Source organism: Paenibacillus sp. sgz302164, from assembly GCF_056120505.1.
The window spans coordinates 1-12,357 of record NZ_JBVYOL010000058.1; the positions used below are offsets into that span (position 1 = coordinate 1).

Sequence of the window (12,357 nt, forward strand, 5' to 3'; positions counted from 1 at the left end):
CGGAGGGGATCCACGCGTTCCCATCTCGAACACGACCGTTAAGCCCTCCAGCGTCGATGGTACTTGAACCGAAGGGTTCTGGGAGAGTAGAACGTTGCCAAGCGAATACCCACTAAGTGGGTTTTTTTTCTCTCGAGTTGATTCAATCAGGGGCCATAGCTCAGCTGGGAGAGCGCCTGCCTTGCAAGCAGGAGGTCAGCGGTTCGATCCCGCTTGGCTCCACCATATTCCCTGATAGCTCAGTTGGTAGAGCACTCGACTGTTAATCGAGTTGTCACAGGTTCGAGTCCTGTTCGGGGAGCCACATTATGGAGAAGTGTCCGAGCTGGCCGAAGGAGCACGATTGGAAATCGTGTAGGCGTCACAAGCGTCTCGAGGGTTCGAATCCCTCCTTCTCCGTACTGCTTTCAGCATTTCGCTTGGCGGCGTAGCTCAGCTGGCTAGAGCGTACGGTTCATACCCGTAAGGTCGGGGGTTCGAGCCCCTCCGCCGCTACTAAGGTTTTATTTTGGAGAGATACCCAAGTGGCTCAAGGGGACCCTCTGCTAAGGGGTTAGACTGCGCAAGCGGTGCGAGGGTTCGAATCCCTCTCTCTCCGTCAGGAATACATACAAGGCCCGTTGGTCAAGGGGTTAAGACACCTCCCTTTCACGGAGGTAACAGGGGTTCGAATCCCCTACGGGTCATAAGGATTCATCAAGCAAAGGAATTTGCGAAGTTGATTCCAATATCCCATGGAGGCTTAGCTCAGCTGGGAGAGCATCTGCCTTACAAGCAGAGGGTCGGCGGTTCGATCCCGTCAGCCTCCACCATCTGTCGACGCGGGGTGGAGCAGCCCGGTAGCTCGTCGGGCTCATAACCCGAAGGCCGCAGGTTCAAATCCTGCCCCCGCAACCAACCTCCTGAAGGTTGAGACGTTTTATCTAGTGTGGAGCCGTGGTGTAGAGGCCTAACATGCCTGCCTGTCACGCAGGAGACCGCGGGTTCGAATCCCGTCGGCTCCGCCATTTTTAACCATGAAAGTGCAAGGCTCGGTAGCTCAGTCGGTAGAGCAGAGGACTGAAAATCCTCGTGTCGGCGGTTCGATTCCGTCCCGAGCCACCATGAACAACCTAGTATGCCGTTGTAGCTCAATCGGTAGAGCAACTGAATCGTAATCAGTAGGTTGGGGGTTCAAGTCCTCTCGACGGCACCATTACTTTTCGGAATCCCGATTAAGGTTTAGTTTTACGGAGGCTTAGTGAAGTGGCTAAACACGACAGACTGTAAATCTGTTCTCTTCGAGTTCGGTGGTTCGAATCCATCAGCCTCCATTGTTTTTAAACAACTTTTTGACGCGGCGGTCGTGGCGAAGGGGTTAACGCACTGGTCTGTGGCTCCAGCATTCGTGGGTTCAAGTCCCATCGATCGCCCCATTTATTTCATCGAATTACATATTGGGGATTAGCCAAGCGGTAAGGCAACGGACTTTGACTCCGTCATGCCTAGGTTCGAATCCTAGATCCCCAGTACTACACCCCACAAAGTGAAGATAAGCTATGAAGCGAATTCCGATTACTTTGCGGGGACCCCATAATTATAGCTTGAGCCATTAGCTCAGTTGGTAGAGCACCTGACTTTTAATCAGGGTGTCGTAGGTTCGAGTCCTACATGGCTCACCATTTTTGTAACACCATGCGCGTATGGCGGAATTGGCAGACGCACTAGACTTAGGATCTAGCGGGCGACCGTGGGGGTTCAAGTCCCTCTACGCGCATTATGCGGAAGTGGCTCAGGGGTAGAGCATCGCCTTGCCAAGGCGAGGGTCGCGGGTTCGAATCCCGTCTTCCGCTTAGTTTGTTGGCGCTATAGCCAAGTGGTAAGGCAGAGCTCTGCAAAAGCTTTATCCCCAGTTCGAATCTGGGTAGTGCCTTTTTTAAAAAATGAATTATATACGTGTGCCCTTAGCTCAGCCGGATAGAGCGTTTGACTACGAATCAAAAGGTCGGGAGTTCGAATCTCTCAGGGCACGCCACTTAAGCCGGCGTGGCGGAATGGCAGACGCGCTCGACTCAAAATCGAGTGGGAAACCGTGGAGGTTCGAGTCCTCTCGCCGGTATCATATTTATAATCGAGTAGTCCATTAGGGATATAATCTAATGGGCTTTTTTATTTGATATTGAGTACGCCGTTCATCACCTGGGCTATTGATCGAAGTACGGGATTAACTCTGTTGGCAATGAGAGAAGAAAAAGCGACCCATTCATCAAAAAATTTTTGGCTGCAAAAAAGTGCTAAATAGCGCTTTGTTTCCTGTCGCTCAGGAATGGCATACAATAAGGATATGGCTTGTACAAAGAACTAAGCGGGATTGCTATAGTCGGAGTGTAGGGGCTATTTTTTCAATGTATAATGGGGGAGTTGAATGTCACACGTACCATATTTCAGGCTTTGAACGAAATGCTGCTTCAACTGGAGAGTATATCCTTGAGGCGATGCAGCCCGGATCAGATTCATTCGTCCCAAAGCGCCGCAGTTCACACCATGCTGCTGATTCATCAAGGGAAGGGGCTGCTGCGTATTCGCGACGATACACACCAGGCTTTGCCGGGAAGTGTATTTTTTATTGCGAGAGGGCAGAAGCTGGAAGTAGCAGTGAATGAAGACCAGATGTTGGAGTATTACATGTTGACCTTTGTTGTCATGATCCCTCACAAGATCAATGACAACTGGTCGGTGTACCGTAAAGATTCCGGATCTTTCCCGATAGAGGGCGCTGTGCCGATATCAAATCCAGCTCAGATTACCCAACTGGTTCAGCAGATGCATCAGATTACCGAGGGTACAGGCGGTGAGCGAGAATACTTTCAGCAGAAACATTTGTTCTATGAGCTGCTGTACATTCTGGCTAACGAGTTTGACACCCAGGGCGATCATCCGCAGCAGGGGATTGAGCGGACGCTGGATTATCTGAAGGAAAACTACATGAAGCCGATTTCTTTGGAGTCATTGGCGCACATGTCCGGCTTTAGCTCCAGCTATTATTCGCGTTTGTTCAAGAAGAGCAGGGGAATTGGAGTGAAGGAATATATAACCAGCCTGCGGATCAATCGGGCCAAGGAATTGCTTATCCTGTCCCATCTCTCCCTGCAGAACATCGCTCAGAGTGTAGGCTATAACGAAGAATCCTATTTCAGCCGTATGTTCAAAAAAGAAACGGGCTATTCTCCAGCCGCCTATAGCAAAAAATATCGTCAAAAGATTGTAGTTACGCGTTATACCTACAACGGAGATTTACTGGCTTTAGGTGTGATTCCCTATGCTTCTGTCCTGACGGAAGGCAGGATTGGTGGGCCGCATCTGAACAAGCACATGATGGATTCTGTTCCTTTGCATATGTATACGAAGGGGAAGTGGAACGAACTGATAGACCTTCAGCCTCACCTGATTGTCAGTGACAGCCCGGAACTGTCGGCAATTGCACCAACGGTTGTTTTACCCTATTGGAAGCTGGAATGGCGGGAACGATTCAATAAAATCGCCTTGGCGCTGGGCAAAGAAAAGGAAGCAAGCCGTTGGTTGGAGCAATATGACTATAAGGCTGCTCAGGCTGGTCAGCGAATCCGCGGACAGATTGGGGAAGGGACTGTGACTGTACTGCGGATTGTGGGCGGGAAGCTGTGCGTTTATGGGATTGGACGCAATATCGGCAGTGTCCTCTATCATGATTTGAAGCTCGAGCCGCCTCATGCAGTCAGCCAAATTCATTGGCGCAAAACCATCTCCATGCAGGAACTGCCCAACTTCGACGGAGACTACATACTGCTTATGACCTCGCCCAGGAAAAAAGATACCCGATTGTACCGCAAGCTGATGGACAGCCCGGAGTGGAGAGAGCTTACAGCCGTGCGGAAACAGCGATGGTTTCAACTGGACTCGTACTATCCTTGGCTGGATTACTCTGCTTTAAGTCATGAAATGATGTTGGAGGAGACAGTGCGATTGTTTGTCCCCTGAATATGTGATAGAACAGGCCGAAGCAATATTGTACAAATAATCGGGCAATATTCTTCATAGATTTATTGGTTTCATCTGTCTATAATCGTGTTGTTATGTGTTGGTGATAATCATTCTCATTCTCGTATTTGGAGGAAATGAAATCGCCAGAATATGTTTACCAATACGGGAGGTTATAGACAGATGCAAATGTTCAACAAGACTTTTACTTGCTCCATTGCTGCCCTCATGCTGAGTGCTGCACTTCTGGCGGGTTGCGCCGAAAAATCCGATTCCACAACCAATGGAGGAAAGGGTGTCACTGGGGCCGCAAACAGCACCGCTCCCTCATCTGCCACTTCGGCAGCAAACGGTTCAGAATTCACAGTGAAACATGTTTGGGGAGAAACGTCAATCAAAGCTGCACCAACAAAAATTGCTGCTCTTGACTACTCCTTCATAGACTTGCTTTCTGTCCTGGATGTTGTGCCGGCAGCAACTGTCGGGATCGGTGAGTCCGGGTTTCCCGATTATCTGAAAGCTACTGTCAAGGCAGATGGAATTACCAATACGGGACAAGCCAAACAGCCCAATCTGGAGGTTCTGAAATCCGTCAAGCCCGATTTAATCATTGCTAATCCTGACCGGCACGAAATGATTAAAGGGCAGTTGGGAGCAATTGCGCCGACGATTGCGCTGGACGATAACAGCTATGAGGAAGTGTTGGAGAACCTGCTTAGCGTTGGCACCCTGTTGGATAAAAAGGAGCAAGCTAAAGCGGTGAAGCAGGAGATTGAAAAGCAGATTCAAGCAGGCAAGGAAAAGTTGAAGGGTGCTCCTACAGTCCTTGTCATTGGTGCTTTTGAGGATGATTCAACAGTTTGGATGAAAGACTCTTTCGTCGGTTCCTTGCTTTCCGCAATTGGAGTCAACTACGCCTTTGACGGGAAAAAGGATCTGTCTGCTGCGGAGAGCAAAACGGACATTGCCAAACTGAGCCTGGAGCGGTTAAGCGAAATCAATCCGGATTACTTGTTTTATTATGGTGATCTTGGTAAATGGCAGTCCAATCCCCTGTACAAGAACCTCAAGGCTGTCAAAGCAAACCAGGCTACTGCGGTAAGCCGCGACCTGTGGTCCAAAGGACGGGGGCCACGTGCGGCACAGCTTATTCTTGAACAAGCTTTGAAAATCACGAGCCCGAGCAACTGATTCCGGGGGGATTACGTATGGATCAGAAAACGGGCATAACAAACCCTCCTCCTTTCCCATTCTTTCTGATTTCCAGCTTGTGGGTTCTGATGCTGCTGGCTGTTGCGATCTCCGTTTTTCTCGGATTGAAAGGACTGAGATGGAGCAGTTTACAGGAGATCGCGAGTATGGATGAGACAGATATACTTGCCTATAAGGTCTGGTTTGTCCGTCTTCCCCGAGCTGTTCTTGCCCTTATTATTGGCGGGGGATTGGCTGTAGCTGGCTGTCTGTTGCAGGGCATTACTCGCAATCCGCTATCAGACCCGGAAGTCATGGGAATTAACCAAAGCGCCTCCTTCTTCGTTGTGCTGGCGCTCGTTCTTTTGGGACAGAAGGATGTTTCGGTTACGATTCTCCTATCTGCTTTTGTCGGTGCAGCCATTGGAGGAAGTATCGTGTACATACTGTCCTTGAGAGGACAATATACCTCAACTCGACTGGTTTTGGCTGGAATTGCCGTTGCATTTTTAATGGGTTCCCTAACGACAGGCTTTCTGATTCTGGACGATGAGAACTTATCCGAAATTTTGTACTGGATGGCAGGGAAATTGTCCGGTGCAACCTGGGCCGATGTGCGAATCGCTTTGCTCTTTATCATCCCAGCGGCTGTCATAGGGCTATTAATTGCCGGGCAGTTTAATATTTTGACACTTGGTGAAGCGACAGCCAGCAGTCTTGGTCAGCAGGTTAGGAAAATCAGGGGACTGGCGTTTGTTCTGAGCGTTGTCATGGTGGGAAGTGCGGTTGCTTTGGCAGGGCCTATCGGCTTCGTAGGTTTGATGGTCCCTCACATCGTCAGAAAGCTTGTTGGCGCTGATTATCGAAGAATCATTCCTGTATCTGCTTTGGCAGGAGCTGATCTGTTGTTGCTTGCTGACCTGGGTGGACAGTGGGTGCTGTATCCGGCAGATATTCCTGTGGGAATTATTACTGCGCTGTTGGGAACGCCGTTCTTCCTGTATGTGATGCGCCGGAAGACAGGGTGGCGATCATGATGCGGAAGGGCAAGCATCGCTGGATATGGATAATGAGCTTTAGCGCCGTTCTCCTTCTTATTATGATTTTTTTTAGCTTGCATCTTGGTGCTGTAAATCTTCCATTTGCCCAAGTTATAGAGGAGATTCGCTTCAAGGAAGGGATTACCTTTGATTACAGGTTGCCGCGGCTGTTGATCGGTATTTGTGTCGGAGTGAACATGGCAGTAGCCGGAGCTATTCTTCAAGGTGTTACCCGCAATCCTCTGGCAGCTCCCGATCTGATCGGCGTAACGGCTGGTGGCGGATTGGCTACTGTGGTGCTGATTCTGGCTGTACCCGCATTCTCGGCTGCTATGCTGCCGCTGTTTGCCTTTGGCGGCTCTATTGCCGCAGGACTTTTAGTGTACGGTTTGGCTTACAAAAACGGACTTATGCCGGAGCGTCTGGCTCTATGTGGAGTAGCAGTCAGCACAGGTATCCAGGCCTTGATTACGTTGTTTATTGTCAAATTTTCTCCGTCTGCTGCGCAGGCGCTGATTTGGCTCAAAGGCAGCTTGTATGCGCGCAGTTGGGAGCATGTGGAGATGATCTGGCCATGGACGGTTATGGGGCTTGTCGCCGCTCTATTCTGTTCGCGTCCTCTTAATGCGCTATTGCTGAGTGAGGAAATTGTACGTGGGCTGGGTATGAGAGTGGAGAGAACGCGGCTCATGCTGATCGCTGTTGCTGTTGTTATGGCAGGCAGCGCTGTTGCCGTAGCCGGAACCATTGGCTTTATCGGACTGGTCATTCCTCATTTGGCCCGCCTGTTGGTGGGCTCAAATTTCAGGCTTGTACTGCCCGTTTCAGCCTTGCTGGGTGCTATTCTCGTAGTAACCGCCGACCTAGTGGGGCGAATCATTATGCCTCCGATAGAGGTTCCGGCGGGCATTGTTACGGCCATACTGGGAACGCCATATTTTCTCTTTTTACTGCTGCGTAAGAAGTAGCGGACAACCTGTCCGATTGATCAGTCTTCCCAACGGCTAAAAATGGTTTCTTTTTCGGTTGTCTCCGAATTATTCAAAAAAACCCGCGAAAATCCCAGATTCTGCAAGTCTTTCGTGGGTTTTATTTTCCTTGTTCTTGACTTAAATTCCGCTCGTGGTATAATATCCAAAGTGACTCAAAATCGAGTGGGAAACCGTGGAGGTTCGAGTCCTCTCACCGGTACTTTCGGGACGTAGCTCAGCTTGGTAGAGCACCTGCTTTGGGAGCAGGGGGTCGCATGTTCAAATCGTGTCGTCCCGATCTTTCAACAAATAAGCATGATCGGCGCAGTCAGTCGGCTGTCCGGGAATGCTTATTTTTTTGTTTTTAGATATAATGACAGTATGAAGAGGAAAAGGAGAGGGCTTCGTGGTTTTCGGCGCACGCGTGTGGAAGACAGGAATTGCGGTAACAATGGCATTATATATCAGCGCTTGGCTGAACTTTACCCCTCCCGTTATCGCGGCGGTAGCGGCTATTTTTGCGATGCAGCCTTCGATCTACCGATCATGGCGCTATTTTTTGGATCAACTGCAAACGAATATTATGGGGGCTGCTCTGGCTCTGCTGGCCGGGATGTTTTTCTCCAACAATATAATTGCAATCGGGATCGTATGTATTCTGGTTATTATCATCTGCCTGAGGATGGGCATGGAGGAAACGATTGGGCTCACTTTGGTTACGGTTGTGGCGGTGATGGACGCTTCGTCCGAGTGGCAGTTTGCCGTCAACCGGTTTATGCTCAGCTTGATCGGAATCGGCTGCGCTTGCCTGATCAACATCCTCTTTTTCCCGCCGAAGCCGAAGGAGCAGTTTGCCGCGCAGATCCATAGCGTTTTCAACAAACTTTCGCTGCTGCTGCGGACGGTTATCTCCGATGAAATGAAGGAGAACGTATTTCGCAACGAAAAAGACAGTTTGCAGGGGGCTGTGCAGTCGCTGGCGAATAAATACAAGCTTATGGAAGAGGAAGTTAAAAAGCTTAAGCGCGCCGGTTTCAGCCGCATTCGCCAATTAGTCATCTACAAGCAAATGCTGCGCGCCATTTACAAAGGATTTGAGGTTTTGGACGCCGTGGAGGAGCATTATTTTCAGGCGGCGCGCACACCGCAAACCGATGCGTTTTTTGACGGCCATCTGGAGAAGTTGATCAAATTCCACGAGCACGTGCTGCTGAAGTTCGATGATAAACTGAAGGCGGACAGCTCCGAAGGGCTGGAGATGGAGGCGGAGAGCGAACGTTTTATGTCGACGATCATCGAGCAGTTTTCCGAAGGGCCGGGAGGTATGCTGCGGCATTCGGTCGTGGCGGCCGCCATGTACGATTACGGCCATCAGGTAGCGCGGCTGGACAAGCTTGTGGAACATTACCATCGCGGAGATACGGACGAGAAGGAACCGATCGATGCGCTGCTGAAAAGCATAAAATTGAAGTAGCAAAATGAGGAGCCGTTGTCCCCGAAAAGGGGCAGCGGTTTTTTGCGCCCGTATGGAAAAACTTGGTTAATCATATGGTATAAAGCACATTTTGTTAATAAATCGCCATTTTTTAACCGATATAACAAAAAAGGATTCTGAAGGTGGTTTTTCCATATATTTTATAAAAAACTCTACACATTATTTTACGGGAGATGGTGGAAGCATCATGGATGAGAAAACAGTAACTACGGCAGCTTCATTGCAATTACGCAAGCTGGGCAACTCGGATTTAAAGCTGTCACCGCTGGGGCTTGGATGCTGGCAGTTCAGCAACGGAAAAGGGCTCGTCGGGAAATTCTGGCCGGCGCTGCGGAGAGAGGATATAAGGCAAATTGTTCAGACCAGCTTGGAAGGTGGAATTAATTGGTTCGATACTGCTGAAGCGTACGGTGGCGGACAGTCTGAGCAGCTACTTGCCGGCACGCTGAATGAGATTGGCGGAACGCTCGCGGCACAGGCGAATATCGCTACGAAATGGTGGCCGGCTTTTCGCACCGCAGGCAGCATCACGGCAACGATTGATGAACGTATCCGCCAGTTGGATCACCGGACGATTCACCTTTATCAGGTGCATTCTCCTTACTCCTTTGCTTCGGTTGCCGCCATGATGAATTCTATGGCTAGTTTAGTCGAGCAAGGGAAGATTAAATATGTGGGTGTAAGCAACTTTTCCGCGCAACAAATGCGCGAGGCCGATCGCGTGCTGCGCGAGCATGGCCTTCGTTTAGTTTCGAATCAAGTGAAATATAGCCTGCTCGACCGGAGAATTGAACAGAACGGAATTTTGGATACGGCTAAAGAACTCGGCGTGGCGATCATCGCCTACTCCCCATTAATGCAAGGGATCTTAAGCGGCAAATTTCACAAAAATCCATCCTTGGTCAAGTCGATCACGGGTCCGCGCAAGTGGACAGCGGCATTCCGGGAGTCGGGCTTGCAGAAATCAAAGCCGCTGATTGAAACGTTGGAACAGTTGGCTCAACAATATAACGCAACGCCAACGCAGATTGCCTTGAATTGGTTGATTAATGCCCACGGAGAGAACGTATTTGCGATACCTGGGGCTTCAAAAGTAACTCATGCCGAGGAAAATGTGAAGGCGATGCAGTTTACCTTGACAGCCGGAGAGATTGAGATGGTCAGCAGCATTTCCAACCAAGTGCTGAGATCGAAGTAATTGTGACCAATATACTTATCATGAATTTTATTAAAAACTTAGAATTTATTGACAAAATTCGATATTTTTTAGATAATACAATTAATTCCATAGGTATATCGATCTAAGAACAGCGAACTAAGCGGATCGCGGATTCATCATGCTAACGGAATTAAGCCGCTAAAGTTGTGCAGAAGTCTCGGCGAATACCGGAAGGCTGTATAAAACTATGGGAGGGGGCCGTTTATGTAAATGGATGAAGCCAAGTTTCTGGTAAGGATGTAAAACAACATACTTATGTTATTTCCCGTTAATCGTAAACACCTCGAAAGTGGTGGACACAAAGCCATGGGTCTAAAGCTGGATAAACAGCCATGATTGCCAGGTTGCCGAAGGAAACTGGGCGAAATTTGTCGTCTGTTCTTCTTAACTATGGGAACAGGCTTTTTTTATTGCAGCGAAAAATCATTCGGAGAACAGGGGGAAACGTTATGGAAACAAGCGTGATAGGTATCGAGGAGTATCCGTTAAGTTCCTATCAGAAAGATATATGGCTCGAGCAAAGTATGCACCCTGGAAAACCTATTTACAACCTTGGCGGGTACATTGAGGTTAAAGGAAAACTGGATACGGCTATCTTTAAGAAGTCCATGCAGTTGTTAATCAGGCAGAATGATTCTCTCAGAACTCGTCTTATTGATAAAAAGGGCGAGCCCTATTTAACAATCCTGCCGGAAATCGACTATGAAGCTCCGTTTCATGATTTTTCGGGGAAGAAAGATCCGAATTCCTTTTGCCTGGATTGGATGAAAAAAGAGTTTTTGAAAATTTTTCAACCGAAGGACAATTATTTTCGATTTGAATTATTACAAGGCGAACCGGGTGTATATTTCATTTTACTTAAAGTTCATCATATGATCATTGATGGATGGGGGTTTGCCCTCCTCATCAGTCAAATGTTTGAAAATTACAATGAATTGGCTCAAGGAATTGGGGAAATGAACAGACCTTCCTATTCCTATACCGATTTTATCTCTGACAACCAGAATTATTTGAATTCTTCAGCCTTTTTGAAGGATAGGAAGTTCTGGCAGAGCAAATATCGAACCGTTCCCGAGCCTTTGCTAAGCAGAGGTTTGAACACGGATGATGATTACGGCGATTCTGTTTGGAGCAATAGGGAAACTTTAACAATAAACAAGGCATTGTACGATCAAATGGTTGAATTTTGTAAGGAGGAAGGTTGTTCGTCGTTCCACTACTTTTTAGGCATACTGTTCCTTTACTTCAGCAGGGTTTGCAATCGAAACGAAATGGTGATCGGCGTCCCGGTTTTTAACCGGGGCAAAGCGCAGTATAAGCAGACCGTGGGACACTTCGCCAATGTGCTGCCGCTTCGGATAAGTCCCGAGCAGGATATAAGCTTCAAAGAACTGATAAAGTTCATCAAGCGTGAGCTTATGCAGTGCTATCGGCATCAGAAAATATCTTTCGGCGAAATTTATCGGGCGGTTTACGAGGATGTCCACGAAAAAGGAAATTTGTTTGATATATCGCTTTCTTTTGAAGAACAGGAAACGAGAGAATCGTTTAACGGCGCAGCGTGCCGGATCGTAAGCATGCCGCATCATCACGAAAGGAATGCGCTTACACTTCTGATATGGGGACAAGAAGGAGAAGCGGATGTAGCCGTAAATTTTGACTATCAGATACAGGTGTTTGAAAAGCTCATCCCTATAGAAAACGTCATCCGCCACTTTGATTATTTATTCACTCAAGTCATGGAACAAAGTGAAACTCCCATTTCGCAGATCGAGGTCGTGCCGGAGGAAGAGAGAGGCGTGCTGCTTGACGGTTTCAATCGGACGAAGACGGAATATCCGAAGGAGCAAACGATCCATGGACTGTTTGAGGAGCGGGCGGAGCAAAGAGCGGAGCATCCGGCATTGGTCTTCGGGCAGCAAACCTTAACCTACCGGGAACTGAACGAACAGGCGAACCGGCTGGCCAAGGTGTTGAGGGGGCGGGGAGTGAAGCCGGACGATATCGTCGCCATCATAGTGGAACGATCTATCGAAATGGTCGTTGGCATCCTGGGAACGCTCAAAGCGGGCGGCGCGTACGTGCCGATAGATCCGAACTATCCGGAGGAACGGATTCGCTATATGCTGGAAGACAGCGGTGCCTCTATACTGCTGACGCAAAAGCATTTCCGGGACAAGCTCGANGAACTATCCGGAGGAACGGATTCGCTATATGCTGGAAGACAGCGGTGCCTCTATACTGCTGACGCAAAAGCATTTCCGGGACAAGCTCGACTACCGGGGCCCGATCATGGATTTGGATGGCGAAAGCTTTCAGTGTACAGACCCGGCCGGAGGTGCCAATCCGGAGCCTGTTAACAAGCCGCAGGACCTGGCCTATATCATCTATACCTCGGGATCTACCGGGAAACCCAAAGGGGTGATGGTGGAGCACCGGGGAGTG

At 48.9% G+C, this 12,357-nt stretch carries 7 protein-coding genes, 21 tRNA genes, 1 rRNA gene, 1 pseudogene and 1 riboswitch; all 30 genes and pseudogenes read left to right on the plus strand.

Annotated features, from left to right (window positions below; all coding sequences use genetic code 11):
* Positions 1–103: ribosomal RNA gene (gene rrf / locus AC0LWT_RS38610) — 5S ribosomal RNA — on the plus strand; the annotation flags it as partial.
* Between the two features lie 46 nt (positions 104–149).
* Positions 150–225: transfer RNA gene (locus tag AC0LWT_RS38615), tRNA-Ala, on the plus strand.
* A gap of 3 nt (positions 226–228) precedes the next feature.
* Positions 229–304: transfer RNA gene (locus AC0LWT_RS38620), tRNA-Asn, on the plus strand.
* Between the two features lie 6 nt (positions 305–310).
* A tRNA-Ser gene (locus tag AC0LWT_RS38625) sits at positions 311–399 on the plus strand.
* A gap of 22 nt (positions 400–421) precedes the next feature.
* A tRNA-Met gene (locus tag AC0LWT_RS38630) sits at positions 422–495 on the plus strand.
* A gap of 15 nt (positions 496–510) precedes the next feature.
* Positions 511–598 (plus strand) — tRNA-Ser (locus AC0LWT_RS38635).
* Between the two features lie 16 nt (positions 599–614).
* Positions 615–686, plus strand: a tRNA-Glu gene (locus AC0LWT_RS38640).
* Positions 687–736: 50 nt separating this feature from the next.
* Positions 737–812 (plus strand) — tRNA-Val (locus tag AC0LWT_RS38645).
* A gap of 8 nt (positions 813–820) precedes the next feature.
* Positions 821–897, plus strand: a tRNA-Met gene (locus AC0LWT_RS38650).
* Between the two features lie 33 nt (positions 898–930).
* Positions 931–1,007: transfer RNA gene (locus AC0LWT_RS38655), tRNA-Asp, on the plus strand.
* Positions 1,008–1,028: 21 nt separating this feature from the next.
* Positions 1,029–1,104: transfer RNA gene (locus AC0LWT_RS38660), tRNA-Phe, on the plus strand.
* A gap of 15 nt (positions 1,105–1,119) precedes the next feature.
* Positions 1,120–1,195: transfer RNA gene (locus AC0LWT_RS38665), tRNA-Thr, on the plus strand.
* A 36-nt stretch (positions 1,196–1,231) separates the two neighbouring features.
* A tRNA-Tyr gene (locus AC0LWT_RS38670) sits at positions 1,232–1,313 on the plus strand.
* 26 nt (positions 1,314–1,339) lie between these two features.
* Positions 1,340–1,415, plus strand: a tRNA-His gene (locus AC0LWT_RS38675).
* 22 nt (positions 1,416–1,437) lie between these two features.
* A tRNA-Gln gene (locus AC0LWT_RS38680) sits at positions 1,438–1,509 on the plus strand.
* A 76-nt stretch (positions 1,510–1,585) separates the two neighbouring features.
* Positions 1,586–1,661 (plus strand) — tRNA-Lys (locus AC0LWT_RS38685).
* Between the two features lie 15 nt (positions 1,662–1,676).
* A tRNA-Leu gene (locus tag AC0LWT_RS38690) sits at positions 1,677–1,756 on the plus strand.
* A gap of 4 nt (positions 1,757–1,760) precedes the next feature.
* Positions 1,761–1,832, plus strand: a tRNA-Gly gene (locus AC0LWT_RS38695).
* Between the two features lie 9 nt (positions 1,833–1,841).
* Positions 1,842–1,912: transfer RNA gene (locus AC0LWT_RS38700), tRNA-Cys, on the plus strand.
* A 25-nt stretch (positions 1,913–1,937) separates the two neighbouring features.
* Positions 1,938–2,014, plus strand: a tRNA-Arg gene (locus AC0LWT_RS38705).
* A gap of 5 nt (positions 2,015–2,019) precedes the next feature.
* Positions 2,020–2,098 (plus strand) — tRNA-Leu (locus tag AC0LWT_RS38710).
* Positions 2,099–2,466: 368 nt separating this feature from the next.
* Complete coding sequence (locus tag AC0LWT_RS38715; RefSeq protein WP_474687281.1) at positions 2,467–3,996, plus strand: helix-turn-helix domain-containing protein; 1,530 nt, start codon at positions 2,467–2,469, stop codon at positions 3,994–3,996.
* Positions 3,997–4,179: 183 nt separating this feature from the next.
* Positions 4,180–5,187: an ABC transporter substrate-binding protein gene (locus tag AC0LWT_RS38720; RefSeq protein WP_474687283.1), complete on the plus strand. Its 1,008-nt coding sequence runs from the start codon at positions 4,180–4,182 to the stop codon at positions 5,185–5,187.
* Positions 5,188–5,204: 17 nt separating this feature from the next.
* Positions 5,205–6,224 (plus strand): FecCD family ABC transporter permease, encoded by a 1,020-nt coding sequence (locus tag AC0LWT_RS38725; protein WP_474687285.1) that lies wholly within the window; start codon positions 5,205–5,207, stop codon positions 6,222–6,224.
* The gene (locus AC0LWT_RS38730; RefSeq protein ID WP_474687291.1) at positions 6,221–7,195 is read left to right on the plus strand and encodes a FecCD family ABC transporter permease; all 975 of its coding nucleotides are present in this window, start codon (positions 6,221–6,223) and stop codon (positions 7,193–7,195) included. Before AC0LWT_RS38725 ends, AC0LWT_RS38730 begins: the two co-directional genes overlap by 4 nt.
* 227 nt (positions 7,196–7,422) lie before the next feature.
* Positions 7,423–7,496, plus strand: a tRNA-Pro gene (locus tag AC0LWT_RS38735).
* Positions 7,497–7,604: 108 nt separating this feature from the next.
* Positions 7,605–8,672 (plus strand): FUSC family protein, encoded by a 1,068-nt coding sequence (locus tag AC0LWT_RS38740; RefSeq protein ID WP_474687286.1) that lies wholly within the window; start codon positions 7,605–7,607, stop codon positions 8,670–8,672.
* 208 nt (positions 8,673–8,880) lie between these two features.
* Complete coding sequence (locus tag AC0LWT_RS38745) at positions 8,881–9,891, plus strand: aldo/keto reductase (RefSeq protein ID WP_474687293.1); 1,011 nt, start codon at positions 8,881–8,883, stop codon at positions 9,889–9,891.
* A gap of 284 nt (positions 9,892–10,175) precedes the next feature.
* A riboswitch (cyclic di-GMP riboswitch) is annotated at positions 10,176–10,264 on the plus strand.
* A gap of 97 nt (positions 10,265–10,361) precedes the next feature.
* Positions 10,362–11,993 (plus strand): annotated as a pseudogene (locus AC0LWT_RS38750) (condensation domain-containing protein); the annotation flags it as partial.
* A 133-nt stretch (positions 11,994–12,126) separates the two neighbouring features.
* Positions 12,127–12,357: AMP-binding protein (locus AC0LWT_RS38755; protein WP_474687289.1), on the plus strand; the 231-nt coding region annotated here is incomplete at its 3' end.